The 25,184-nt window shown below is 58.2% G+C and carries 27 protein-coding genes; 13 read left to right on the forward strand and 14 right to left on the reverse strand.

All coding sequences use genetic code 11. From position 1 onward, the window contains the following. The first annotated feature begins 87 nt into the window (after window positions 1–87). A complete protein-coding gene (locus tag Q1A51_RS09085) occupies window positions 88–1,899 on the forward strand; it encodes an ATP-binding cassette domain-containing protein (protein ID WP_299597084.1) in 1,812 nt (603 codons plus the stop codon). Here the strand turns inward: Q1A51_RS09085 and Q1A51_RS09090 are convergent. The 3 genes from Q1A51_RS09090 to mnmA all read right to left on the reverse strand — a co-directional run bounded on the left by Q1A51_RS09090 (window position 1,896) and on the right by mnmA (window position 4,410). Continuing rightward, the gene (locus tag Q1A51_RS09090) at window positions 1,896–2,444 is read right to left on the reverse strand and encodes a sugar O-acetyltransferase (protein WP_299597078.1); all 549 of its coding nucleotides are present in this window, start codon (window positions 2,442–2,444) and stop codon (window positions 1,896–1,898) included. The genes Q1A51_RS09085 and Q1A51_RS09090 overlap by 4 nt on opposite strands. Further along, window positions 2,441–3,196, reverse strand: coding sequence for a 3-hydroxyacyl-CoA dehydrogenase (locus Q1A51_RS09095; protein ID WP_299597073.1), 756 nt, complete (start codon window positions 3,194–3,196; stop codon window positions 2,441–2,443). The genes Q1A51_RS09090 and Q1A51_RS09095 overlap by 4 nt, the downstream gene beginning before the upstream one ends. Window positions 3,197–3,270: 74 nt before the next feature. After that, window positions 3,271–4,410 (reverse strand): tRNA 2-thiouridine(34) synthase MnmA, encoded by a 1,140-nt coding sequence (gene mnmA / locus Q1A51_RS09100; RefSeq protein ID WP_299597067.1) that lies wholly within the window; start codon window positions 4,408–4,410, stop codon window positions 3,271–3,273. A gap of 126 nt (window positions 4,411–4,536) precedes the next feature. Between mnmA and Q1A51_RS09105 the strand changes: the two genes are divergently transcribed. The 5 genes from Q1A51_RS09105 to Q1A51_RS09125 all read left to right on the forward strand — a co-directional run bounded on the left by Q1A51_RS09105 (window position 4,537) and on the right by Q1A51_RS09125 (window position 10,211). Then, the gene (locus Q1A51_RS09105; protein ID WP_299199645.1) at window positions 4,537–4,815 is read left to right on the forward strand and encodes a DUF1153 domain-containing protein; all 279 of its coding nucleotides are present in this window, start codon (window positions 4,537–4,539) and stop codon (window positions 4,813–4,815) included. Window positions 4,816–4,914: 99 nt separating this feature from the next. Then, window positions 4,915–5,634: a response regulator transcription factor CtrA gene (gene ctrA, locus Q1A51_RS09110; RefSeq protein ID WP_299597062.1), complete on the forward strand. Its 720-nt coding sequence runs from the start codon at window positions 4,915–4,917 to the stop codon at window positions 5,632–5,634. Between the two features lie 173 nt (window positions 5,635–5,807). Further along, entirely contained in the window at window positions 5,808–7,898 is a 2,091-nt protein-coding gene (ligA, locus tag Q1A51_RS09115; RefSeq protein WP_299599637.1) for an NAD-dependent DNA ligase LigA, read from the forward strand. Further along, on the forward strand, window positions 7,895–9,982 hold the full coding sequence (gene recG, locus Q1A51_RS09120; protein ID WP_299597059.1) for an ATP-dependent DNA helicase RecG: 2,088 nt from the start codon (window positions 7,895–7,897) through the stop codon (window positions 9,980–9,982). Before ligA ends, recG begins: the two co-directional genes overlap by 4 nt. A 100-nt stretch (window positions 9,983–10,082) precedes the next feature. Then, a complete protein-coding gene (locus Q1A51_RS09125; protein WP_299199629.1) occupies window positions 10,083–10,211 on the forward strand; it encodes a hypothetical protein in 129 nt (42 codons plus the stop codon). Between the two features lie 235 nt (window positions 10,212–10,446). On the opposite strand, the gene Q1A51_RS09130 is transcribed toward Q1A51_RS09125, so the two are convergent. Continuing rightward, complete coding sequence (locus tag Q1A51_RS09130) at window positions 10,447–10,899, reverse strand: iron-sulfur cluster assembly scaffold protein (RefSeq protein ID WP_299597056.1); 453 nt, start codon at window positions 10,897–10,899, stop codon at window positions 10,447–10,449. A 75-nt stretch (window positions 10,900–10,974) separates the two neighbouring features. Between Q1A51_RS09130 and hisI the strand changes: the two genes are divergently transcribed. Next, window positions 10,975–11,337 (forward strand): phosphoribosyl-AMP cyclohydrolase, encoded by a 363-nt coding sequence (gene hisI / locus Q1A51_RS09135; RefSeq protein WP_299597053.1) that lies wholly within the window; start codon window positions 10,975–10,977, stop codon window positions 11,335–11,337. Between the two features lie 7 nt (window positions 11,338–11,344). On the opposite strand, the gene gluQRS is transcribed toward hisI, so the two are convergent. From gluQRS to Q1A51_RS09155, 4 genes are all read right to left on the reverse strand, one after another. After that, entirely contained in the window at window positions 11,345–12,202 is an 858-nt protein-coding gene (gluQRS, locus tag Q1A51_RS09140) for a tRNA glutamyl-Q(34) synthetase GluQRS (protein WP_299597050.1), read from the reverse strand. Further along, entirely contained in the window at window positions 12,199–12,804 is a 606-nt protein-coding gene (locus Q1A51_RS09145) for a methyltransferase domain-containing protein (protein WP_299597047.1), read from the reverse strand. Before Q1A51_RS09145 ends, gluQRS begins: the two co-directional genes overlap by 4 nt. Window positions 12,805–12,844: 40 nt before the next feature. Further along, window positions 12,845–14,197: a methylenetetrahydrofolate--tRNA-(uracil(54)-C(5))-methyltransferase (FADH(2)-oxidizing) TrmFO gene (trmFO, locus tag Q1A51_RS09150; RefSeq protein WP_299597044.1), complete on the reverse strand. Its 1,353-nt coding sequence runs from the start codon at window positions 14,195–14,197 to the stop codon at window positions 12,845–12,847. A gap of 544 nt (window positions 14,198–14,741) precedes the next feature. Next, window positions 14,742–15,527 (reverse strand): enoyl-CoA hydratase, encoded by a 786-nt coding sequence (locus Q1A51_RS09155; RefSeq protein WP_299597040.1) that lies wholly within the window; start codon window positions 15,525–15,527, stop codon window positions 14,742–14,744. Window positions 15,528–15,584: 57 nt separating this feature from the next. Between Q1A51_RS09155 and Q1A51_RS09160 the strand changes: the two genes are divergently transcribed. Further along, window positions 15,585–16,022 (forward strand): PaaI family thioesterase, encoded by a 438-nt coding sequence (locus Q1A51_RS09160; RefSeq protein ID WP_299199529.1) that lies wholly within the window; start codon window positions 15,585–15,587, stop codon window positions 16,020–16,022. Window positions 16,023–16,080: 58 nt separating this feature from the next. Here the strand turns inward: Q1A51_RS09160 and Q1A51_RS09165 are convergent, their stop codons facing one another. After that, window positions 16,081–16,314, reverse strand: coding sequence for a DUF1127 domain-containing protein (locus Q1A51_RS09165; protein ID WP_299199515.1), 234 nt, complete (start codon window positions 16,312–16,314; stop codon window positions 16,081–16,083). 93 nt (window positions 16,315–16,407) lie between these two features. Here Q1A51_RS09165 and Q1A51_RS09170 point away from each other — a divergent pair, with 93 nt between their 5' ends. Then, the gene (locus Q1A51_RS09170) at window positions 16,408–17,823 is read left to right on the forward strand and encodes a PLP-dependent aminotransferase family protein (protein ID WP_299597035.1); all 1,416 of its coding nucleotides are present in this window, start codon (window positions 16,408–16,410) and stop codon (window positions 17,821–17,823) included. Here Q1A51_RS09170 and Q1A51_RS09175 read toward each other — a convergent pair. Both Q1A51_RS09175 and Q1A51_RS09180 read right to left on the reverse strand, forming a co-directional pair. Beyond that, window positions 17,820–18,866 (reverse strand): hypothetical protein, encoded by a 1,047-nt coding sequence (locus Q1A51_RS09175; RefSeq protein ID WP_299597032.1) that lies wholly within the window; start codon window positions 18,864–18,866, stop codon window positions 17,820–17,822. The genes Q1A51_RS09170 and Q1A51_RS09175 overlap by 4 nt on opposite strands. Beyond that, window positions 18,866–19,183 (reverse strand): hypothetical protein, encoded by a 318-nt coding sequence (locus Q1A51_RS09180; RefSeq protein ID WP_299597029.1) that lies wholly within the window; start codon window positions 19,181–19,183, stop codon window positions 18,866–18,868. Before Q1A51_RS09180 ends, Q1A51_RS09175 begins: the two co-directional genes overlap by 1 nt. A gap of 158 nt (window positions 19,184–19,341) precedes the next feature. Between Q1A51_RS09180 and rplM the strand changes: the two genes are divergently transcribed. From rplM to Q1A51_RS09200, 4 genes are all read left to right on the forward strand, one after another. After that, a complete protein-coding gene (gene rplM, locus Q1A51_RS09185; RefSeq protein ID WP_189370545.1) occupies window positions 19,342–19,803 on the forward strand; it encodes a 50S ribosomal protein L13 in 462 nt (153 codons plus the stop codon). 2 nt (window positions 19,804–19,805) lie between these two features. Next, the gene (gene rpsI / locus Q1A51_RS09190; RefSeq protein WP_189370546.1) at window positions 19,806–20,294 is read left to right on the forward strand and encodes a 30S ribosomal protein S9; all 489 of its coding nucleotides are present in this window, start codon (window positions 19,806–19,808) and stop codon (window positions 20,292–20,294) included. A 226-nt stretch (window positions 20,295–20,520) separates the two neighbouring features. Beyond that, window positions 20,521–21,303 carry a class I SAM-dependent methyltransferase gene (locus tag Q1A51_RS09195; RefSeq protein ID WP_299597025.1) on the forward strand — a complete coding sequence of 261 codons (783 nt, stop codon included), beginning with the start codon at window positions 20,521–20,523 and terminating at the stop codon, window positions 21,301–21,303. A 146-nt stretch (window positions 21,304–21,449) separates the two neighbouring features. Continuing rightward, window positions 21,450–22,631, forward strand: coding sequence for an LLM class flavin-dependent oxidoreductase (locus Q1A51_RS09200; RefSeq protein WP_299597022.1), 1,182 nt, complete (start codon window positions 21,450–21,452; stop codon window positions 22,629–22,631). 43 nt (window positions 22,632–22,674) lie between these two features. Here the strand turns inward: Q1A51_RS09200 and Q1A51_RS09205 are convergent, their stop codons facing one another. The 3 genes from Q1A51_RS09205 to Q1A51_RS09215 are packed head-to-tail and all read right to left on the reverse strand — an operon-like array spanning window position 22,675 to window position 25,180. Beyond that, on the reverse strand, window positions 22,675–23,292 hold the full coding sequence (locus Q1A51_RS09205; RefSeq protein WP_299199394.1) for a TetR/AcrR family transcriptional regulator: 618 nt from the start codon (window positions 23,290–23,292) through the stop codon (window positions 22,675–22,677). Further along, complete coding sequence (gene ppk2, locus Q1A51_RS09210) at window positions 23,285–24,154, reverse strand: polyphosphate kinase 2 (protein ID WP_299597020.1); 870 nt, start codon at window positions 24,152–24,154, stop codon at window positions 23,285–23,287. Before ppk2 ends, Q1A51_RS09205 begins: the two co-directional genes overlap by 8 nt. A gap of 54 nt (window positions 24,155–24,208) precedes the next feature. After that, window positions 24,209–25,180 carry an alpha/beta hydrolase gene (locus Q1A51_RS09215; RefSeq protein ID WP_299597018.1) on the reverse strand — a complete coding sequence of 324 codons (972 nt, stop codon included), beginning with the start codon at window positions 25,178–25,180 and terminating at the stop codon, window positions 24,209–24,211. Window positions 25,181–25,184 lie beyond the last annotated feature (4 nt).

Raw genomic sequence — 25,184 nt, forward strand, 5'->3', positions numbered from 1 at the left:
TTGGGGGTGTACAAGGGGTGTACGGATGCTGCACGGGGGGTGACACCCTGGTTGACGCCCCCGGATTGACCCACTAGCTGCCCGGATATGGCCCGTGTTCCTCTGCTTCAGCTCTCCGATATCTCGCTCACATTTGGCGGCGATCCCGTCTTTGATGACCTGTCCCTGGTTGTACAACCGGGCGATCGTATCGCCCTTGTGGGTCGCAATGGATCGGGCAAGTCGACACTGATGAAAGTGATGGGCGGCTTGGTCGAAGTAGACCGCGGTGAGGTCGTTCCAGGTCCGGGCGTGAGCGTCGGATACATGGAGCAAGACCCTGATATGAAAGGGTTTGCGACGCTGGGTGACTTTGCAATTCACGGGTTGGAACCGTCCGATCTCTACAAGGTTGAGCGGGCCGGCGAAGGGCTGAAATTCGATCCGGCGCGCCCGGTGGAGACTGCCTCCGGAGGGGAGCGCCGCCGCGCTGCATTGGCGCGCTTGATGGCCGAAGCGCCGGATCTGATGCTGCTGGACGAACCGACAAACCACCTCGACATCGAAGCCATTGCCTGGCTCGAAGCCGAATTGAAGGCCACCCGAGCCGGTTTTGTCCTCATCTCCCACGACCGAGCATTCCTACGTGAGCTCACCCGTACAACCCTTTGGATAGACAGAGGAAGTGTTCGCCGCCAGGAAAAAGGTTTTGAGGCGTTTGAAGTTTGGCGAGACACGGTCTGGGATGAAGAAGACACCGCCCGCCACAAGCTGAACCGCAAGATCAAGGCCGAGGCGCGATGGGCTGTCGAAGGCATCAGCGCGCGACGTAAGCGCAACATGGGCCGCGTGCGTGCGCTGCAAGACCTGCGTGCCGAGCGGGCCGCTCAGATCAAGCGTCAGGGCGCGGCTGCGATGGCATTGGACGCAGGACCCAAGTCCGGTCGGAAGGTGTTGGAAGCAAAAGGTATTTCAAAGTCTTACGATGGAAAGGTGATCCTCGAGCCATTTTCGCTCAAGGTGCAGCGCGGTGATCGCATTGCCTTTGTCGGCCCGAATGGTGTCGGAAAGACCACTTTGCTCAAGATGCTGATCGGAGAGGTCGCGCCCGATACCGGTACGGTCACAATGGGCACCAATCTGGAACTGGCCGTTTTTGATCAGGCCCGTTCGAAACTTGACCCGGATGCCAGCCTGTGGGACAGTCTGACCAGTGATCCCGACATGCGAGTCAGCGGCAAGGCCGATCAGGTCATGGTGCGTGGCAACCCGAAGCATGTCGTTGGATACCTTAAGGAATTCCTGTTTGATGAAGCGCAAGCGCGTGCGCCCGTGCGGTCCCTTTCAGGGGGTGAAAAGGCGCGTCTGCTGCTGGCACGCATCATGGCGCGGCAGTCCAATGTCCTGGTGCTTGATGAGCCGACCAACGATCTGGATGTCGAAACACTGGACTTGTTGCAGGACCTGCTGGGCCAGTATGATGGCACGGTCCTTTTGGTCAGTCACGACCGTGATTTCCTTGACCGTGTGGCGGTCACCACCATTGCGATGGAGGGGGACGGGAAGGCCACTGTCTATGCTGGTGGATGGAGCGATTATCAATCCCAGCGCGGTCCGAAACAAACTCCGCAATCTGTTGAAGCAGTTAAGAGACCGGGGGCCGCCACGGCCAAGCCAAAACAGTCGCCCAAGATTGGGTTGTCCTTTACGGAAAAGCACCGGCTTGAAGCGCTGCCAGCCGAGATTGAGCGGCTTGAAGCGGAATTGGCCAAGCTGCAAGTGTTGTTGTCTGACCCTGATCTTTACACTCGTGAGCCGGTCAAATTCCGCAAGGCAACCGAGGCATTGACCGAACGACAGGCCAAGCTGGACGCCGCGGAAGAAGAGTGGCTGATGCTTGAGGAGAAGGCCGAAGCCTAAGTCGGACGGGCAGGGACACCTACCACCGTTGCGCCTTCGGCAATGTCTTTGGTCACAACGGCGCCAGCGCCCACGATCGCTTGGTCCATGATCGTAACTCCAGGCATGATGATCGCACCGGCCCCGATCCACACATCCGCACCAATGGTCACAGGCAATGCCCGTTCTATTCCGGCACGCCGTTTGACTGGATCACGATGGTGATCCGCACACAGAATCTGCGCACCTGTGCCAATCATTGTGCCCTCTCCAATCCGCACAGAGGCGCTGTCGAGGATCACGCAGCCGCTATTGATAAACACCTCGGCCCCAAGATGAATGTTCCGACCGTAGGAACAATGAAAGGGGGCTTCGATCAGGCAATTTGTACCCACTTGGGCAAAAAGCGCGCGCAATGGCGCGCTAAGTGTTCGCCGCTCTGACGGGGACAAATGGTTATGTGCGTGCACCGCATTCAATGCCACCATACGCAGGTCTTCCAGCGTATCATCAAGGCAGGTGTACCACTCACCTGCCTCCATCTTTTCCCGCTCGGTGCGCATCATCGCATCCGCAGTGCGCCATCCAAGCGGATGACCTCGCCATTCAAATAACCCATCTCGACGATAAAGGCTGCAAGACGTGCATATTCATTCGGATCACCCAAACGTGGCGGGTTTGGCACATCGGCTGCCAGGGCTGCCTGCACATCCTCGGGCAACCCGGCCAGCATCGGGGTTTTGAAGATGCCCGGTGCAATCGTCATGACTCGCACGCCAGACGATGCGAGATCGCGTGCCATTGGCAGCGTCATCCCCACAACACCACCTTTGGACGCGGCATAGGCGGTTTGACCCTTCTGCCCGTCAAAAGCGGCAATCGAGGCTGTGTTGATGATCACGCCCCGCGCACCATCGGACTCGGGTTCATTGTCGGCCATCGCCACCGCTGCCAGACGCGCGACGTTGAAACTGCCAACCAGATTGATGTCGATCGTTTTTTGAAAGGCGGGAAGGGGATGTGGCCCATCACGTCCTACTGTCTTGATACCAACGGCTATGCCCGCGCAATTCACTGCCGCGTTTAACCCGCCCATCCTGCTGTGGGCCAAATCAATGGCTGCTGCGACCGATGTTTCGTCCGTCACGTCAGTTTCGGCAAAGTGTCCGCCAATCTCGCTTGCAACATCCGTTCCGCGTTCCGCGTCGCGGTCCAGCAGTGTTACCTGCGCACCCTGCGCTGCAAAGTGGCGTGCGGTTGCTTCGCCAAGCCCGGACGCGCCGCCCGTTACGACCGCCATGGTTGTGTCGAGTTTCATGCGAGCCACTCCTGTCAAAATATGAACGTATGTTCAGTTAACCGGAAGCAGCATCGTCTGACAAGGCGCAGGGACTAACCCTGGTGGATCCACCCACCGCCAAAGATGCGACTGCTGTCCCGATCGTAGAACACACAGGCTTGCCCAGGGGACACACCCGCCTCGGCCGCAGCCAGTTCAACGGTGGCTTCGGTTGCGCTGATCGGCCGGATGATCGCGTCGGTCGGTGGTCGGGTTGATCGGACTTTGACGGCCACATGCCACTCGTCTTTGCTGTCGAATCGGGCGTCGCCTAGCCAATTCACTTCGCGCACGGGAATCGTGCGGGTGGCCAGCATCTCCTTGGGTCCAACGACAACCTGCCGGTTTTCGGCATCCAGCTTTACGACAAAAAGCGGATCCGCCAGGCCGCCGATTCCCAGACCGCGCCGTTGTCCAATCGTATAGTTGATCACCCCGTCATGGCTGCCCAACACCCGCCCGGTGTGATCGACAATGTCACCAGGGGCCGCAGCCTCGGGGCGCAGCTTGCGGATGACTGACGCATAGTCGCCATTGGGTACGAAGCAGATGTCCTGACTGTCAGGCTTGTCCGCCACGCCCAATCCGTACTTTGCAGCCAGCGCGCGCGTGTCGTCTTTGGAAGGCAGATGGCCCAATGGAAAACGCAGGTAGTCCAACTGCTCAGACGTGGTCGAAAACAGGAAATAACTCTGATCGCGTCCGGCATCTGCTGCTGCATGCAGCTCAGCCCCGTGCGCGCCCAATTTACGTTGGATATAGTGACCGGTCGCCATGCAATCGGCCTCAAGATCCTTAGCTGTTTCAAGCAGATCCTTGAATTTCACCCGCTCATTGCAGCGGATGCATGGGACTGGCGTCGCGCCGCCCAGATAGCTGTCAGCAAACTCATCAATGACCGCGTCGCGGAACACGTTTTCGTAGTCGAGGACATAGTGGGGAAATCCCATCTCTTCGGCCACACGGCGCGCATCATGAATGTCGCGACCAGCACAGCACGCCCCCTTTTTGGCAAGCGCTGCGCCATGATCATAGAGTTGCAAAGTCACACCTACGACATCGTAGCCTTGGCTCTTCAGCTCTGCCGCCACAACAGAACTGTCCACGCCGCCGGACATGGCGACGACGACACGAGTGTCAGCCGGGTCTTTGGCAAAGCCCAGTGAGTTGAGCGGACCGTTTTGGTCAAGCATGGCAGATCTCCGAGGGGATTGGGCGCATATATATGAAAATCCGAAATAGTCTCAAGGCCCCGTTTAACGGCGCATTAAACGCATTCGCCCAAGCTCTGCGCAAACATGAATAGTGAGCGGTGTGTGATGTATTTGAAGAAAGTGGATGGCCCACGTGCTGTAACCTTGCCGGATGGTTCCGTGCTGACGCAAGCGGACCTGCCTCCCGCCACGACACGGCGCTGGGTCGCGTCGCGCAAGGCCGCAGTGGTGCGCGGCGTGTTGTACGGTCTTCTCACGCAAGAGGCGGCACTTGAGCGCTATGGGTTGAGCGAAGAGGAATTTCACGAATGGGTTCGCGCCGTTTCGACGCACGGAGAGGAGGCTTTGAAGGCAACAGCACTACAAAAATATAGACAACTTTAGGTTGTTAAGTTACGACTTCATCAAGGGTAACGTGTAGTTAACCTTTTCGGTTCACGTTTGCTTCAACACCTGAACGCCCTTTGTGTGGAGATCCGAAGAATGCGCGTATTGCTTGTAGAAGACGACCCAACCACCTCGAAAAGCATCGAACTGATGCTGACCCATGCCAACCTGAACGTTTATGCGACGGATTTGGGTGAGGAAGGGATCGACCTGGCCAAGCTCTATGATTACGACTTGATCCTTCTCGATCTGGATTTGCCCGATATGAACGGGCACGAAGTGCTGCGCCAATTGCGTCTGGCCCGGGTTGAAACGCCGATCTTGATCCTGTCAGGCGCGGACGACACCGAAAACAAGATCAAGGGGTTCGGTTTTGGCGCCGACGACTACCTGACAAAACCATTCCACCGCGAAGAACTGGTTGCACGTATCCACGCCATCATCCGCCGCTCGAAGGGGCATTCGCAATCCGTCATCAATACCGGCAATGTATCCGTCAACCTGGATGCCAAGACAGTCAGTGTTGACAACAAAACGGTCCACCTGACCGGCAAAGAATATCAGATGCTTGAGCTTCTGAGCCTGCGGAAGGGCACGACACTGACGAAAGAGATGTTCTTGAACCATCTTTATGGCGGCATGGACGAGCCTGAGCTGAAAATCATCGACGTGTTCATCTGCAAGTTGCGCAAAAAGCTCAGCAATGCCACAGGCGGTCAGAACTACATCGAAACCGTTTGGGGTCGTGGATACGTGCTGCGCGATCCAGAGCCGGCAGAGATGGCAGACAATACACCGATGGCCGTGGGCGCCTAGAGGCCGCTACAACCCTCCGAAAAAGGGTCGCCGCACGGGGTAGTGCAGCGACCCTTTTTTTGTTTCACCTTTCGACGTTCATCAATGACTGGACCACTTGCGCTTCGGCTTTTATCTCTTGGCGCGACAAGCGCAGGGGATGAATTGTGACGGACACTATCAAGATCGACGCGATGACTCGGGATCAGGCCGTGGCGGAACTTGCGCGTCTGGCGGATATTCTGGCGCGCGCCAATGCTGCCTATCACACCGAAGATGCCCCTGACATCAGTGATGCCGAGTATGATCGCCTCAAGCGCCGCAACGCAGAGATTGAAGCGCATTTTCCCGATCTGAAACGGGGTGACAGCCCAAGCGAACAGGTGGGTGCGCCGGTAGCCGACGGGTTTTCCAAGGTCACCCATGCTGTTGCGATGCTGTCACTTTCAAATGCGTTTGACGATGCGGATGTGTCTGAATTCGACGGGCGCATTCGGAAGTATCTTGGCCTCGGATCGGATGTGGCACTGTCCTACACTGCAGAACCAAAGATTGATGGCCTGTCCTTGTCCCTGCGTTATGAAGACGGGGTTCTCATGCAGGCAGCCACGCGCGGTGACGGGGCCGTGGGCGAAAATGTGACGGCCAATGCCCGCACGATCGACGACATTCCTGGCACGCTTGAAGGGGCACCTGCGATTCTGGAGGTGCGAGGTGAAGTCTACATGTCGCACCCAGACTTCGAAGCGCTGAATGATCGACAGGCAGCCGCGGGGCAAAAAACATTTGCCAACCCACGCAACGCAGCGGCCGGGTCGCTGCGTCAGCTTGACGCCAACATAACACGTGCCCGACCGCTTCGGTTCTTTGCATACGCTTGGGGTGCGCTGTCCGATCCACTTGCGAATACCCAGATGGGGGCCATCGAACGGCTGAACACTCTTGGTTTCCAAACCAATCCGCTCACCCGACTGTGTAATGGGCCGGAAGAGATGATCAGGCATTACCGCCTGATCGAACAGGAGCGCGCGACGCTTGGCTATGACATCGACGGCGTTGTCTACAAGGTCAATGACCTCGGGCTACAGTCCCGGCTGGGCTTCCGGTCCACCACGCCGCGATGGGCTGTGGCCCACAAGTTCCCTGCAGAGCTAGCCTGGACCCGACTTGAAGCCATCGACATTCAGGTGGGTCGCACCGGCGCACTCAGCCCGGTTGCGCGCCTGACACCTGTCACTGTCGGCGGTGTCGTGGTGTCGAACGCCACGTTGCACAACGAGGATTACATCGCGGGCCGTGACAACAAAGGTGAACAGATTCGCGACGGCAAGGACATCCGTGTAGGTGATTGGGTGCAGGTTTACCGCGCTGGTGACGTGATTCCCAAGGTAGCGGATGTTGATCTGTCCAAGCGCCCCAAGGATGCAGAGCCCTATGTCATGCCGAACCGCTGCCCCGAGTGCAACAGCGAGGCCGTGCGCGAGCCGGGCGATGCTGTACGCCGCTGTACGGGCGGGCTGATTTGTCCGGCGCAGGCGGTGGAAAAGCTGAAGCATTTTGTAAGCCGTACTGCGTTCGACATCGACGGACTGGGCGCGAAACAGGTGGAACAATTCCACGGCGACAAGTGGATTACTGAACCGGCTGACATTTTCACCCTACGCGACCGGTATGGCGCCGGACTGCAGCAACTTAAGAACCGTGAAGGCTGGGGTGAAAAGTCAGCGGCAAATCTGTTTGATGCTATTGATGAGCGTCGCAACATTGGGCTTGGGCGCATGATTTTCGCGCTCGGGATTCGCCATGTTGGCGAGGCCGCAGCGAACCTCCTGGCCACGCACTACGGAACATGGGACGCGTTCAGCACAGCGATGCGCGGTGCCGAAGAAGGCAACGAGGCGTGGGAGGATCTGCTCAGCATCGACGGTGTCGGCGCGGTCATGGCCGGATCGCTTGCCACAACCTTCAATCAAGAGGCCGAGATCGCGAGCATTGACCGCCTTGTCGCGCATTTGAACATTGAAGAGGCAGCACGCCCAAACACATCGGGCAGCCCGGTCGCAGGTAAGACAGTCGTTTTCACCGGTACATTGGAAAAGATGACACGAGCCGAGGCAAAGGCGCGGGCCGAGGCTTTGGGGGCCAAGGTCTCCGGTTCTGTCAGTGCGAAGACGGATTTATTGGTGGCTGGCCCTGGTGCGGGATCGAAGGCAAAAAAGGCGGCGGATCTGGGCATTGAAACCATTGATGAAGATGGCTGGCTGGATCTGATTGGGTCGATATGAGTCGCCCTGAAATCCTGTTTCCGCTCTTTGCGGATATTGAAACGCTCGACGGTGTTGGGCCCAAGACGGCGCAGAACCTGGGCCATATGGGCATTTCTACGCCGCGTGACCTGTTGTTCACCTTGCCGCACACGGGCGTTGATCGTGCCTTGCGTGACACGGTTGAGGGGGCTGCACTGCCCACGACCCTGACGGTGAAGGTGACGGTGGGCGCCCATCATCCCGCCCGCAATCGTGGCGGTGCATATCGCATTCATGTAGAGGATGCGCAGACCAGCTTTCAACTCGTCTTTTTCCATGGGCGCAGCGACTACCTGAACAAGGTGCTACCGACCGGCAGCACGCGCGTCGTGTCTGGCAAGGTCGAATTGTTCGATGGCATCGCGAACATGGTGCATCCCGACCATATCCTGCCCGTGGAAGAGGCCGGAGGTATCCCGCCGTTCGAACCGGTCTATCCCCTGACGGCAGGGGTCACGCAAAAGACCATGTTCAAGGCCTCCCGCTCTGCCTTGGCCCGTGTGCCGGAACTGGCGGAGTGGATTGATCCGGGGCAATTGATGCAGGAAAACTGGCCCGATTTTTCTTCGGCAATGCAAGCGGTGCATACGCCTGAGGCGCAAGGTGACCTGTCTCCGGATGCTGTTGCGCGCACGCGGCTGGCGTACGATGAGTTGATGGCACATCAGCTTACCCTTGCTTTGGCGCGCGCGTCCGAACGTCAGACCGTGGGGATCGAAACCAAGGGTACGGAACGGCTTCAGGCGCGCGTGCGCGCCGCATTGCCTTACGCACCCACGGGGGCGCAGGAACGCGCCATTGCCGAGATTGCCGGGGACATGGCGGCATCCACCCGCATGAACCGTCTTTTGCAGGGCGATGTGGGCGCGGGCAAAACGCTGGTCGCGTTCATGGCCTTACTAATTGCCGTCGAAGCAGGCGGGCAGGGCGTGATGATGGCGCCGACCGAAATCCTGGCGCGTCAGCATCTGGAAGGCTTGCAGCCCTTGGCCGAAGATGCCGGCGTTGTTCTGGAGTTGCTGACGGGGCGGGACAAAGGTGCGGAGCGTCGCGCGAAACTGTCGGCGCTGGCCCGTGGCGACATTCAGATCCTTGTGGGCACCCATGCCGTTTTTCAGGACGACGTTGTGTTCTCTGATTTGCGTTTAGCCATTGTTGACGAACAGCATCGCTTCGGTGTGCGGCAACGGTTGGCTCTTGGCAAAAAGGGTGGGGCGGCGGATGTGTTGGTGATGACGGCCACGCCGATCCCACGCTCGCTGGCTCTGGCGCAGTATGGCGATATGGATGTGTCGGTGCTGGATGAAAAGCCGCCCGGGCGCAAGCCGATCAAAACGGCCATGGTCAGCACCGGCCGCATGGATGAAGTGGTTGCACGTTTGCAGGCCGCGATGGACGAGGGGCGGCAGTCCTACTGGGTCTGCCCGCTGGTCGAAGAGAGCGAGGCTGTCGACCTGACCGCAGCCGAGGAACGATTCAAGCGTTTGCGCGCAGTGTTGGGTGAGGAGCGCGTTGGCTTGGTCCACGGCCAAATGCCACCTGCGGAAAAAGACGCTGCCATGGCCCGCTTCCAGGCAGGTAAGATAGGTGTGCTGGTCGCGACAACGGTGATCGAGGTGGGCGTAAACGTTCCCAACGCCACGATCATGGTGATCGAGCGGGCAGAAACCTTTGGTCTTGCGCAGTTGCACCAGTTGCGTGGACGTGTCGGGCGGGGGGATGCTGCCTCAACTTGCCTGCTTCTTTATCAAGCGCCGTTGTCGGATGCCGGACAAAAGCGACTGGAAGTTTTGCGTGAGACCGAGGATGGATTTCGTATTGCCGAGACTGATCTGCAAATGCGGGGATATGGCGACCTGATCGGCACAGCCCAATCTGGCGTGCCGCAGTTTCAGGTGGCGGACCTTGAGCGGCAGGCGGGTTTGATGGCGATTGCGCAATCAGACGCCCGCAAACTGCTGACCGAAGACCCCGAGCTTTTGTCCCCGCGGGGAAAGGCGGCGCGCGTTCTCTTGTGGCTTATGCGACAGGACGAAGCGATCCGTTTGATTTCAGTGGGTTAGGCGGTTTGTTCCGAAAAGTTCGCAAATGTTCTTAAAAAGTTCTTTACGCATGGTTAATAATATGAGAACAAAGAGGCAACTCGAAGATGGAGATGTCGACATGACCACGTTGCGCCAAATCAAGGATATCGCCTCCCGCGCCGAAGCCACCTTGCTTCAGGATGCTGCGGGCGCGGCTGCCCTGACGGTGATGTTGGTTGTTGCGCTGCACCTGCCGTCTTTGATTTGAGTTTCTGCCTGCGATCTTGCTTGATCCCATACCGCGCCCGTCCCAGGTGCTGTCCCGCGTTTCACCAGCTCTGCCTGCTGTTTGAACGCCCCCGTTTGCCACGGGTCTTGGATCTGTCCCACGCAAGAGACGCTTTCCCTGCGCCGCCATCCGCCCGGATGTGCGGCGCTTTTTTTTATCTATTTAATGAGTTGTGGCGGTGCGATGGGTTGGAGGCCGACTGGTTAACGACTGCTCAGGCGCAATCGGATTGCAGTGCTTGTTCCATAGCTTTTGCCGTCGCCTCGATACTCAGCAAGATAGACGCATGTCGGTTCTTGTAGTCTCGGGCGGGTTCCAGAACTTCGAACCCATCAAAGGGGGCTTCCGGAACAGGACCACCAGATTTCAGCATGGCGCGCAGCGCATCGCGGGCCGTTTGCACTTCGTCGAGTGTGCGCCCGATGACGGCACCGCCCGTGACAGCCGCTGCAGCCTGACCAAGAGCGCATGCTTTGACATCTTGACCGAAGCCAACAATGCGCCCGTCTTCCACTTGCACATCAATTGTCACGGTTGATCCACAAAGGGGCGAGCGCTTCTTAACCGTGGCGTGAGGGTCAGCCAGCCGTGCGTGATGCGGAATATCAGCGGCGAGGCCCAGGATGCGGCTGGAATAAAGCTTGATCAGGTCGGTATCGGCGGGCATGGCCCCTCCGCTCTGGTGTCGTGTGGCGTTTCCCCCTACATAGTCGGCTCGGACACAGATGCAAAAGGTTTTGCCATGTCGGATTTCGATCCCAACAGCCTGAAATTCAACGACCAGGGATTGATCCCGGCCATTGCGCAGGATGCGGACAGCCATGAGGTGCTGATGATGGCATGGATGAATGCCGAGGCGGTTTCCCGCACCTTGGAGACCGCGCGTGTCACGTATTGGTCACGTTCGCGGCAAGCGTTTTGGGTCAAGGGGGAGACCTCAGGCAATGTGCAAGAGCTTGTGTCGCTGCGTGTGGATTGCGACCGGGATTGCCTGCTGATGCTAGTGAAGCAATCAGGACCTGCGTGCCACACCGGGCGCCGGACATGTTTTTATACGGATGTGACGGATGGGTCCGAGATCGAGCTGATGGCACCGATGGAGTGACACGGCTTTACGGTGCAGGCGGCAGACCGACCATCTGCCTGATGTCGTTCGGTGTGGCACCTTCGGCCCTGTATTTCGAGATCGCGCGCGCATCGTCGCGCTTTGCCAGCCGTTTGCCTGCATCGTCCCGGATCAGGCGGTGATGTTGGTAGATTGGGGTAGGCAGGTCTAGCAAGTGTTGCAGGACGACATGAATGCCAGTTGCTTCTGCCAAATCAGCGCCGCGTATGATGTGGGTCACTCCTTGGGCCGCATCATCAACCACAACGGACAAATGGTAAGACGTACCCATGTCCCGGCGCGCCAAAACAATATCCCCGATCGTCTGCATCGGATTGGTGACTTGGATTTGCCCCGCATTCTTACCCGTTTCTGAATAGGTGAGCGGAGTTTCGATCTGGGCAATCGCGGCCGATAGATCGAGCCGCAAGGCCACTGTTTCGGGGCGCGGACCGATGCGCGGATGCGTGTGACGGCAGGTGCCGGGATAGATGAGACCATCGGGACCGTGCGTCGGGGTGCCTTCTTGTGGTGCCTGTGCCGCATCAAGAATATCCCGCCGTTTACAGTCGCATTGATAAAGCAATCCCTTGTTCCAGAGGACATCAAGTGCATGGGAATAGGCTGCCGTGTTCTCTGACTGGCGTATCACCGGCCCATCCCACGTCACGCCCAACCATCGCAGGTCGTCATAGATCTGGTTTTCCCAGTGGGTCCGCGCGCGTGATTTATCAATATCCTCAATCCGCAGCAGGAAATCGCCACTTTCAGCCCGTGCCATGTCGTGCGCCAGCATAGCAGAATACGCGTGACCCAGATGCAGTGGGCCCGTCGGTGAAGGTGCAAAGCGGGTAACGAAAGTCACGCTTTTTCAAGCACGTAAACATTGGACTTCAAGTCAATGCCGGGCAGGTGATCGCCGTCCTCTTTGAAAAGCAGGCGGCCAGCGCCGCAATCGGTCCACGCGGCCACGCCGCGCTCGTTTGCCGGATCTTCAAGCGCGTGATCGTTGAAAGAGAACACCAGTTTACCGCCTTTGGGTAGCGCCCGCATCAGCGTATGAAGTACGTCGATGGGCGCGGCCCCTGCGCCAATGACGCCGATCGCGGCCATAGTCGTGTAGCTGTTTCTTGGCAACGCTCCGCCTGCTTCGATCTGATCGAGGTGCCGATACACGCCCTTGGCGCGTGCGCCTTCGAGCATCTCGGCAGACAGGTCGACGCCGTCGATGGCCTCGAACCCAGCCAACTTCAACGCCAGGCCTGACAGACCTGTCCCACAGCCGAAGTCGAGGATCGGGGCGGAGAGGTCGGCCACATACTTCCGCAATGCTTCGGCGCAACGGCCTGGTGTGGCATATCCGTTTTCGGCCACTTCCGCTTCGTAGCTGGCGGCCCAATCGTCATAAAGCGCGCGGGTCGAAGTCGCGTCGCGTGCCTGATAGGCCTTGTCCAAAAATCCAGTCATGCCAACAGAGTAAAGGCCTGATGCCGTATCAGTCCAGTATTTAGGCGGCTGCGGCCTGCGGGGCGAGCCAAGCCTGCCAATCCGCCTTGGCCCGATCGGTGTAGGCCTTGTAGCGGTCCTTGCGCCCACGCCGGCCGCCTCGCAATCCCTCGACCGGAGGAAAAAGACCGAAGTTGACGTTCATCGGCTGGAATGTCTTGGCGTCGGCCCCACCGGTGATGTGGGTGATCAGGGCACCCATGGCCGTTGTGGCCGGGGGCATGTCCAACGAACCGCCAAGGATCTCGGTAGCTGCCGCGCGTCCTGCCAGCAGGCCCATTGCCGAGGATTCAACATATCCTTCGACACCGGTGATTTGTCCCGCAAAGCGGATATTGGGGCGCGACCTCAGGCGCATATCTGCGGTCAACAGTGTGGGGGAGTTTAGGAACGTGTTGCGGTGAATGCCCCCAAGACGCGCAAAACGAGCATTCTCAAGTCCAGGAATGCATTTGAAAACATCGGCCTGCGCGCCATACCTCATCTTTGTCTGGAAGCCGACGATATTGTAAAGCGTGCCCAGTTTGTTGTCGCGCCGCAGCTGCACGACTGCGTGCGCCTTGACATCTGGCTGGTGCGGGTTCGTGAGGCCCACGGGCTTCATCGGCCCATGGCGCAGCGTTTCGCGACCGCGTTCTGCCATCACTTCGATGGGCAGGCAGCCGTCGAAGTATCCCGCTGTCTCGCCTTCGTGGAACTCCGTCTTGTCGGCAGCCAGCAGTGCGTCGATGAAGTCTTCGTACTGCTGCTTGTCCATGGGGCAGTTGAGGTAGGCGGTACGCTCTTCCTCGGTCTCGCCCTTATCATAGCGCGATTGCATCCACGCTTGGTCCATATCGATGGAGTCGAAATAGACGATCGGCGCGATTGCGTCGAAAAATGCCAGCGCTGCGGCGCCCGTTTCATTCGAAATCGCTTGCCCCAAAGCTGTGGAAGTCAACGGGCCAGTGGCGATGATCCAGTGACCATCATCGGGCAGGGCGGCGATCTCTCCGTATTCGACAGAGATTTTGGGATGCGCCATCAGCGTGTCGGTCACCGATTGCGCAAAGGGGTCGCGGTCAACAGCCAGTGCGCCACCTGCAGGCAAGCGATGCTTGTCAGCGGTTTGCATGATCAGCCCGTTCGCTGCGCGCATTTCCCAGTGCAGTAACCCAACGGCATTCTGCTCGCTGTCGTCCGAGCGGAATGAGTTAGAGCAGACCATCTCGCCCAAAAGGCCGGTTTGGTGCGCGAAGGTGCCAACTTTGGGACGCATTTCGTGGATCACGACTTGAACGCCCATGTTTGCCGCCTGCCAAGCAGCCTCGGACCCGGCCATGCCGCCGCCCACGATATGAAGGATCTGTGTCATGGCGCGGATGTAGGGCATGCGCGTCGGTCGCGCAATCCATGCCCAGTCCGCTTTGGCAATTGATAAGGATCAATGTGGCCTTGCTCGGCGGCCTCTATGCAGGGTGCACAATTGTACAGGACAGGACTATGACACTACTCAGACTCGCTTTCGTGGTTTCAGCACTCTTCGCCTTGCAGGCGTGCGAGGAACCGGACCGTTATCCGATCAGCGGAGAGCCATGCAGCCCCGAGGACCCGGTGATTGTTGCGCCTCCTGGTGATTGCGGGCCGGTTACATAGGTAACGCACCCGTTGGCGGGCCCAGAAATTGTTCGATTTTGAAGGGAGATTTTTGGGGTCGCCGCTGCGGGGATGGTCGGTCAGAGAGAGGCTGACCTGGAGGGACCTTCCGCACTCGGCGACCCAAAAATGTCATTGGTTTGTTAACCGTGTCCAATTTGTGCCTCATTTGTGCCCAAATTGCTAGTGGTATATCGGAAATAGTCGGTCCACGATTTGGAAACAACCAAAACTCTTACGGGATTTTATCCGCTTTTGCCGGGTTATTGTGACCAGTTTGGTGGGCGTTTTTCGATAAACGCGTCAATACCCTCGACCGTATCCGGATTCATCATATTCGCGACCATAACCTCTCCTGTATAAGTGTAGGCTTGGGCGATGGGCATCTGAAGCTGTTCATAGAATGCCTGCTTGCCGATCTTGACCGCGCTGCCCAGCTTGTCAGCGATCCGGTTGGCAAGGTCGCGGGCCGTTGCATCCAACTCTTCCATCGGCACGGCATGGTTAACAAGGCCCAGCTCAACCGCACGTGCTGCCTCGATAAACTCGCCCGTGGTCAACATTTCAAAGGCCTGTTTGCGTGGGATATTGCGGCTCAGCGCCACCATCGGCGTTGAGCAGAACAGGCCGATGTTTACACCATTGACCCCAAACCGTGTCCCATGTGCCGCGACAGCAAGGTCGCAGGTTGCTACCAGTTGGCACCCCGCGGCCGTCGCGATGCCGTGCACTTGTGCAATGACGGGTTGGGGCAGGGACTGAATGCGCGCCATCATTGCGGCGCAACGGTCGAACAAATCTTTGAAATACTCTGTTCCGCCATCGGCTGATTGTCGTCCTGCCGTCATCTGTTTCAGGTCATGGCCCGCGCAAAAAGCCTTGCCCGCACCCGACAGCACCACGGCGCGCACAGAACTGTCATTCGCAACATCATCCAAAGCACCATGCAATTCCGCGATCATTTCATCCGAGAGCGCATTCAGGCGATCAGGTGCGTTCATGCGCAGATGAGCAACTGCCCCTGTGACCTCACGTTCCAGAATTGTCATCTTGCCCTCCAACATATTTGCGGCTCACCCTAGGGCAGGGACAAGGGAAGGAAAAGCATGGCTGTTGTAATGACCGCGCCCGAGATGAACGCATTTCTACAAAAGGTGTTCTTGGAAGTTGCGGGTGAGTTCCATGTCGAGGAGGTGACAGAAGAGGGGGTCGTTCTGCGTCTACTGGTACAGGATCGGCATTTGCGCCCAGGGGGTACGGTTTCAGGGCCTGCGATGTTCGGGTTGGCGGACGTGACGGCCTACATGGTGACTTTGGCCCATATTGGGCCGCGAGCGCTGGCTGTGACGACAAACTGTTCCATCGACTTCATGCGTAAACCGAAGGCAGGGGTTGATCTGATCGCGCATGGTCGTTTGTTGAAGCTGGGCAAGCAATTGTCGGTGACGGATGCCTTGTTGTTCTCGGAGGGTGATGACAAGCCTGTGGCGCGGGCCAGTCTGACCTACGCCATTCCACCCCAAGGCGTTGATCTGCAGAAATAAAAAACGGCCGGGTCAAGCCCGGCCGTAAGGAAGAGGTCTGGCAGGTGCCACGGGGATGTCACGCCCGCCAGAACACGCGCCAGGCTTCGTATTCAGCCTCGGCGGGTGTCAGTCCCACGTCGCGCAGCAAGTGCGGATCCAACTGGCGCAAGGCCAGGCGACTGCGACGACGTTCGGCCCATTTCGACAGCATCACCGCAATGCGCAGCGCGACAACCGAGGTTGCCGGAATGCGGTTCTGCGCAGTCAGGTAAGCCAGGTGCGAGGCGGGCGTTTGCATGTAATGTGTCATGGGAAACTCCTAAATTGTATTGACACAATGTGGCGATATTGCCATGAATATGTGATACAATGCGAAATCAGATAACGCTACGGAAACATTGTAATGGATACAATTTGGTCGCCTGATCTGCTGGATGGACAAGGGCCGAAATACAAGGCGGTGATGCATGTCATCCGTCAGCGTATCTCGGACCATGATCTGACACCGGGGGACAAATTGCCTCCCGTGCGCGATCTGGCTTGGAGCCTTGGTATTACACCTGGCACTGTGGCGCGTGCGTATACGCTGTTGACGGATGATGGGACCCTGAAGGCAGAGGTGGGGCGTGGCACTTTCGTCGCGCAACCCGATGAAAAGGGGCCGCTTTTCTCAGACGCACCTATCGAAGTCGATAGTGTCACGCATAATTCCGGGGCGCAGACTTGGGACGTCAACCTGTTCTCTCCTCATTTGCCCAACGTTGGGCAGGCGACACTGATCCGTAAGCTTCTGGCGAAAGTTGCCCACGACCCGCCCTCAGGGGTGATGCACTATCCGACGCGGGCCGGAGGCGCGCAGGCGCGCACAGCCTCGGCGGCTTGGTTGGCCGGGGCGCCGATTGGATCTTTTGGACCAGATGACATCGTTTTGGCCAATGGCGGGCAGAATGCGATTCTCCTGATACTTCAGGCGCTTCTGAAAGGGCGACGCCCCGCAATCCTGGTTGAGGATCTCGCCTATCCGGGCTTTCGGCGTGCTGCCGAGTTGCTGCGCACTGACACGATCCCTGTCGAAATGGATGCACAAGGGGTCATACCGGAGGCATTGGACGCGGCGGCCAAGGCGCATGATGCGCAGATATTTTGCACCTCTCCCGAAGTGCATAATCCCACATGTGGCTTTACACCACGGGCCCGGCGCGAAGAGCTTGCCGAGGTCGCGCGCCGTCATGACCTGCAAATCCTTGAAGATGATTGTTACAGGCTTGGGCAGGCACAGGCCCCCAGTTATAGGATGATTGTACCAGAGCGTACTTGGTACATTTCCTCGATCTCCAAATCCATTACACCTGCCTTGCGGCTTGGAATTGCTGTTGCACCAAAAGGGCGGGCCAATGTCCTGCGGCGCACAGCCGAATATTCGTTCTTTGGTCTGGCCACACCGATGACCGACCTGTTCGCAGCCCTGCTGGTTCACCCCGAACTGCCTGATCTCATGGCAAGCGCGCGCAAGGGCATCGGCACGTATGTTCAACGTGCGGTAAATGTGCTGGGCGGCTATGACATCGCTTGGCGCAAGGATGTCCCATTCCTATGGCTGCGGTTGCCCGAAGGATGGCGGGCTGGCGCATTTGTGCAAGCAGCGTCAAAGCAAGGCGTCGGCATCCGTGCCGCTGAAGACTATGCTTGCCGAGATGCGCGTACACCGCATGCCGTGCGCATCGCTATCAATGCAGGGGTCAGCCTGCAGTCCTTCGAAGCTGCCATCGAAAGGTTGCGAGACCTGCTGGACAATCCGCCCGATCAGATCGGGGTTTAAAGCAGACCGCCAGCGCCCCAAGCGAGGCCAAAAGCTATTGTCAGGCCGGACAACACCGCCGCGTATCCCGTAAGTTTCGCCCATGAAAACGGGCGCTCGCCATAGGTGCGGCCTTGCATACCGCAGACAACGACTTTCATCGCTGCGCCCTTGTACTGATAGTGCAGGATCCAAACAGGCAGCAGGATGCGGCGGTACCGAACACCGCTTGTGTCAGTGATATAGCGCACGTCATGCACGCCAGACTTGCCCAAGTGTCCCTTGATCCGGTTGCGGATCAAAAGGTCCTTGTCCTCTGCATTTGCGGCCAGCCCTTCGGCCACAGATTGGTGGTGTCGTTCGGCTCCAAACCCGGCCAGGTAGCCAGGGCGGTAGGGGCGTAGTCGGCGCGGTTCAAAGTCATGCAGGATGCCGTCGCGGATCAAGGGTGTGATGTGAGGCGATGCGGGGACCAGCAGATCGTCAAATGTGATGCGCAGGGCGCCCGAGGTTTTTCGCACAACGGTTCGCTTGTTCCTGCGTATCTTGTACTTGGCCCAATAGTTCACGGCCTCTTCGCTGTCGAAGGTCCAGAACGGGACATAAAGGCCAGCCACGCGGGCCTTGGCGACAACCGCGTTCAGATCAGACGGCGCGGCCCAACGCTTGGCAACCCAATCCAGGGCCGCCACCTGCGCATCGTGTTCGGGCACGCGAAACGGGATCAGCGCCTTGGTTTGATAGCCGGTGTCGCTGGTCGCCAGCACCACTGGCCCGTCACAATAGGCACAACGCTCGGACAGGGTTTGGCCAACAAACACCACGTCCCCGCCGCAAGTTTCGCAGTGATGGACGCGGGTTTCAGCCAATACGGGCGAGTCATCCTCTGGCGTATCCGGATCAAAATCGAACTCTTGTGCCGCACGGTCATCGTGTTCGGTTTCCAAGCCGTAGCGCGTTGCGCAACTTGTGCAAACCAACGCCTGTTGCGCCGGGTCATAGATGCATTGCCCTGCGCAATTGCTGCATTGCAGTTCGGACTGCGCGGCGCTGATGTCATCCATCAATCGGACTCCATTATGGCCATTGCGATCTCAAGTAGGATGCGCAGGCGCAGCCAGCCACGATCAATCGCGGCCCCAAGGTCTCCATTCACGGCCCAGTCGCCAATGATGGTGGCGGCGAACCACGTGGTCATCAGCCAGAATGCAACCATGGACCAACCGCGGATCGACCGCAGCCATCCGGCAGAGCCATGCTTTAGCTCATGTTTGGCTTCATAGACCGTGATCAGCTTGCGCATGGCAGGTGCGCCTACGATAGTTGCGCACACCAGAAGCGCTAAGGCTGCGAGGGCAGGTGGTGCGAATTCGAGTATCATAGCGGCGGGCATCCATGCTGCGAAATGGGGTATAATAATACCTTATTTTTAAGAGACTGATTTTGCTTGCTTAAAACTGGTTTCCTGCCGTTGACGCAGGTTTGCCCTGCTGTATAACCACGCAATCTGAAATTCCACCCTTCAAGGGATTCACTCATATGAAAACCTATACCGCAACACCTGCGGACATCGACAAGAAATGGATCCTGATCGACGCCGAGGGCGTTGTTCTGGGCCGTCTTGCCTCGATCGTCGCCATGCGTCTGCGTGGCAAGCACAAGCCGTCGTTCACACCCCACATGGACTGTGGCGACAACGTGATCATCATCAACGCGGACAAGATCCAGTTGACCGGCAACAAACGCCAGGAGCACCACTACTGGCACACCGGCCACCCCGGCGGGATCAAGTCGCGCACCAAGGAGCAGATCCTTGAAGGCGCACATCCCGAGCGCGTTGTGACCCTGGCCGTCAAGCGGATGCTGCCCGGCAACCGTCTGAGCCGCCAGATCATGACCAACCTGCGTGTCTATGCCGGGGCAGAGCACCCGCACGAGGCACAAAGCCCCGAAGTTCTGGACGTGAAGTCCATGAACAAGAAAAACACCCGGAGCGCGTGAAGATGGCTGACGAAATCAACACACTCGAAGACCTGCAAGCCGTCGCTGGCGACGCTGCCCCGGTCGAAGTCGAAATGACCCCGCGCGAGCCCGTCCGTGACGAGTTCGGTCGTTCCTATGCTACCGGCAAACGGAAGGACGCGGTTGCCCGTGTCTGGATCAAGCCGGGTTCCGGCAAGGTCACCGTGAACGGCAAAGAGCTGAACACATATTTCGCACGCCCCGTGCTGCAGATGATTCTGCGCCAACCCTTCCAGGTTGCCGGTGTCGAAGATCAGTTTGACGTGACAGCCACCGTCAAGGGTGGTGGCCTGTCGGGGCAAGCCGGCGCAGTCAAGCACGGCATCTCGAAAGCCCTGCAGTTGTATGATCCTAGCCTGCGCGGCGCACTGAAAGCCGCCGGCTTCCTGACGCGCGACAGCCGTGTGGTTGAACGTAAGAAATACGGTAAGGCCAAAGCGCGTAAGAGCTTCCAGTTCTCCAAGCGTTAAGCTGCATCACTCATATTCTGTTGAAAGGGCCGCTCAAATAGGTGGCCCTTTTGCTTTTTTGGGCGGACCGTGGTGTTTCGGTTTTGGGTTGCTGCATTGTACCTGCCATGGCCCTGCATTCAATCGCGTTGCCAACGTCCAATCGCGCCCTTCGCTGCAGGCGATTTAATTGCGTGTACGCGCATCGCTGTGCTAGCTCCGAGCAGCAAGTGAAAGGCAGGTTGGAATGTTCAAGAAGGTGCTGAAACGGGGCGACACCAGTGGCCAGGCCGAGGTGGATGGCGTTGCCAACCTCGAAAGCCATAAATTTCTGGGTGCGGATGTGCGTGCGGACATTCAGGATCGGTACCAATTCTCGGGCGACTTGTTGGAAATTTATGCCGAGGGGGCCGACGAGTTGGTCCACAAGTGGCACCACTATCTGCCGATCTATGACCGCTATTTCGCACCGTGGCGCGATCGCCCGCTGAGGTTTCTTGAAATCGGGGTGTCCAAGGGCGGGTCACTGTCCATGTGGCGCCGTTATTTTGGTGCGGAAGCCGTGATTTTCGGCATCGATATTGACGAAAATTGCCGGGCCTATGACGGGATCGCCGGTCAGGTGCGGATCGGATCACAGGCGGATACCGGGTTTCTGAACGATGTGGTAGCCGAAATGGGTGGTGTTGACGTGGTGCTCGACGATGGCAGCCACGTTATGGAGCATATCAAGGCTTCACTCGACGCCTTGTTACCGCAGGTAACGGATGGTGGGATCTACATGATAGAGGATTTGCACACCGCCTACTGGCCCTCTTGGGGCGGCGGTGTTCGAGCTCAGGACAATTTCTTCAACCAGATACGCACCATGATTGACGACATGCATCATTGGTATCACCAGAACGGTCAGCAGCACCCACATTTGGCCGCGCATTTCACGTCGATCCACATCCACGATTCGATTTGCGTTCTTGAAAAGCAGACGCCGCAGCGTCCAACTCATTCGCAGGTTCAGCGGACGGCGGACTAACACTAGTTTGCCCGTTCAGCCTTTGGGATGCCGACCGATGCAATCCGCGAAAGTCGGCCTACAACCCGAAATTGATTTTGCGATCCCGAAACGCGACCGTATCCTGACCTGACGTCACCCAAGTGACTAATCAGGGAGGAAACACCATGGACAGGATGCGCTTTGGCATCTTTCTCGCCCCGTTTCATAAGCCGGGGATCAATCCGACACTGGCGCTCGAACAGGACCTTGAACTGGTTCAATGGCTTGATCGGTGCGACTATGACGAGGTCTGGTTTGGAGAGCATCATTCGGCGGGGTCGGAGATTTCAGCCAGCCCTGAGATTATGATCGCAACAGCCGCGCCACGCACGCGGCGGATCAAGCTGGGCACCGGTGTTGTATCGGTCAGCTATCACAATCCGCTTTGGGTGGCCGAAAAGATCGTGCAGCTTGATCACTTGACGCGGGGCCGGGCCATGTTGGGCCTTGGGCCGGGATCACTGCCGACCGATGCCGCGATGATCGGGTTGAGCCAAAAAGACACGCGCGGCCTTCTTGCCGATGGGCTTGACGTGATCACGCAACTGCTGCGTTCGGACGAGCCGGTCAATTTTGAGAATGATCGGTGGGTGCTCAAGGATGCACGGCTGCATCTGCGACCCTATTCCAATTTTGACCTTGCGACGGCCGCGGTCGCCTCGCCGACAGGGCCGAAACTCGCTGGCAAATACGGTACCGGGTTGATCTCGATCGGGGCGACAACGGCTGCAGGGTTTGATGCGCTGGCGCTGCATTGGGACGTGATTGAGGAAGAGGCCAAACATCATCGTCACACGCCTGACCGTTCGAAATGGCGCCTTGTTGGTCTCTGCCACATTGCTGAAACAGCAGAACAGGCGCGGCGCGATGTGGAGTATGGGATTGAACACTGGTTCAACTATTTCCAGGAAATTGCGGCGTTCCCGCAGATGTCGATGCCCGGACAGAACGCCAAAGAGATGATCGACTTTATCAACGACAGCGGATTTGGTGCTATCGGCACGCCGGAAATGTGCAAAGCGCAGATTGACCGTCTCTGGAAACAGTCGAATGGCGGCTTTGGCGCGTATCTGATGCTCGCGCACAATTGGGCCAACTTCGAAGCGACCAAGAAATCCTACGAACTGATCGCGCGTGAAGTGTTCCCGCATTTCCAAGGGCAGCATTTGGCGACAATGAATGCGGCCGTGCGCGCGCAAAAACTACGTCCGGAGCTGGCAGATATTCACATGAAAGCGGTTGAGACTGCACAAGCCAAATACGAGGCTGAGAAAGAGGCGCGGCACACAAGCGAGCCGGCTGAATAGGCCCGCGCGCATGCGTCGCTCGCGCAAACACGTGGGCGACGCATCAGTCGTCAGGACGGATCAGGCCCAAACCACGCAAATAGATCCCGATCCCTGTCTCGAGCAAATCCTCGGGCGGGAAGGGCGATGTTGTGCCGGGTGAGTTGCGTGCAAACAGCTCAACCACCCCGTGGCTCAGGGCCCAAATATGGGCCGAGAACATTGAGGCTGGGGGGCGCTTGTCTTCAGGAATGTGCTGAGACAAATCCGCCGCTGCTTTTTCCAAGACAGCATTTGCACGTGTCACCACGTCAGCAAGCTCAGGCGTGCGGTTGGTCGAAATGCCACTTTCGAACATCGCGATGTAGTGGCCGGGAAAACGGCGGGCAAAGGCAAGATAGGCGCGTCCAGTGGCCTCGAAGGCGGCGAGCGCAGACGGCTGCCCGGATTGGTACGCGTGCTCCATCAAGTCGGCAAAGATGCCATAGCCCTGGCGTGCGCATTCCGCGATCAGGTCTTCGCGCCCTTCATAGTGACGATAGACCGCCGCGGGGGTCACACCTGCTTGCTTGGCCGCTTCGGACAGCGTGAACCCGGTTGGACCCTTGTTTTCGATCAGCTGCAGGGCAGCTTCGATCAGGGCCTGACGCAGGTTACCGTGGTGGTACCCGCGTTTAGGCATCCCAGATATCCGGTCCGCCGCAAATACCTTTTTCTATCTTTCCAATGTTTTGCGGGTCTTTGTTTGTGTAGTCGAGCCCATGCAGAACCGTGCGGATCGCATTGAGCCGCGCGCGCTTTTTGTCATCGGATCGCACGACGGTCCAAGGCGCGTGGCTGGTGTGGGATCGGTCCAAGGTCTCGCGGATGGCATCGGTATAGAGATCCCATCGTTTCAATCCTTCTACGTCAATCCAGCTGAGTTTCCATTGCTTCAGCGGATCCCGCTCACGCGCGAGAATACGGCGCAACTGTTCGGCACGGCAGACGTTCAGCCAGAACTTGAAGACGTGAATGCCTTCATCGACCAACATCTCTTCAAACGGATTGACCTGAACAAAGAAATGCTGTCGCTGCTTGGTGGTGCAAAAATCAAAAACCTTCTCGACCACTGCGCGGTTGTACCAGCTACGGTCAAAGAATGTGATTTCACCACCCGAGGGCAACCGCCTGATGTAGCGTTGGAAATACCATTCAGAGGCTTCGGTTTCCGTGGGTTTGGACAGCGCTACAACATGGGCACCACGCGGGTTCAGGTTTTCGCGGAACCGCTTGATCGTGCCGCCCTTACCGGCCGCGTCCCGGCCTTCAAAGACACAGGTTACGCGTGCCCCGGTGTTCGACACCCAGTTCTGCATCTTGACCAGTTCGATCTGCAGGGCATCCATCTCGCGCTCGTAGGCCTTCCTGCTCATTCTTTCGTCGTGCGGATAAGTGGGTGTCAGGATGTCGTCTTTGTCCGCTGTGCGAAGCTTGTCCCGAATGTCATCGGGCGCACCGGTCTCGAAGAATTCGGTGATCGCGCCATCGAAGGGAAGGCTCATGGTTCGAGACCCCAAGTTACTGCTCTTAACATGTAATATGGGCGAGACAGCCGTTTAACGCAAACCTGCACGGGTAGCGACGCGGTCAATTGCTGCAATTACATCGCTGGCGTGCGTGTGGTGCGGCATATGTCCCACACCTTGCAGGACTGTAAGGTTGGCGCCAGCAATCTGATCGGGCAGTTTGATGGAATGCACGTCCAGCGGCACAATTGTGTCCGCATCTCCATGCACGATTTCTACAGGCTCAGTGATCGCGTTGTAGCGCGCGGACAGGTCCACAACATGTGGGCGCAGCCAGTTCACCTGTCGCGTATTGGCGCGCATGGTGTTGCGGCGCAGGGTCATCGCCGATCCGACGTGTTCCAGGTACCCGGCCGGGGCCTTCTGGGGTTCAAAGATACCCGCAACAATAGTGTCGACATAGGTTTGCGGCACGAAGGCCGACAACAGTGGGATCAACAACGCGCCGCCCCAAGCTGTGCCGCCGACCGTATAGGTCCAGTCCAAAGTGCCTGGCCAAGGGTTTGCGACACCAGCAACGGACACGATGCCAGCCAGATCATCAAACTCGACACCCCAGGCAAGGGCAACGATGCCCCCAAAGGAATGGCCCAGAACAATCGGGTTTTCGACACCTAGCTTCTGTGTCGCTGCACGCAACAGACGCGCCTGCGTGATCGGATCCTCGTGCGCATTGGTCCAGATCCGCTCATATTGCGGCCCGGCCCGGTCGCTCCACCCCAGCCCCGGGCGATCGAGGATTGTGATCCGGTACCGGTCCTTGAGCAGATCGGCAAAGGCAAAGGTGAAATCCCGCGTGTTCCCCGATGCACCGTGGATCAGCACCAGGTCCGGACCTTGGCCCATTTGTTCCGCATGCACAGCCACGCCGTCCACGTCGATCAACGTGCCCTGAGGTGGGTAGTGAACTGCCGCATTGCGTTCGCGCTTCTGCGCAAGGACTTGCACGGTTCCGATGCCAACAATGGCCAGTACCACCAACACAACCAACATCGTTTTCATATCC

The organism is uncultured Tateyamaria sp. (genome assembly GCF_947496075.1).
In the GTDB taxonomy this organism is placed as follows: domain Bacteria; phylum Pseudomonadota; class Alphaproteobacteria; order Rhodobacterales; family Rhodobacteraceae; genus Tateyamaria.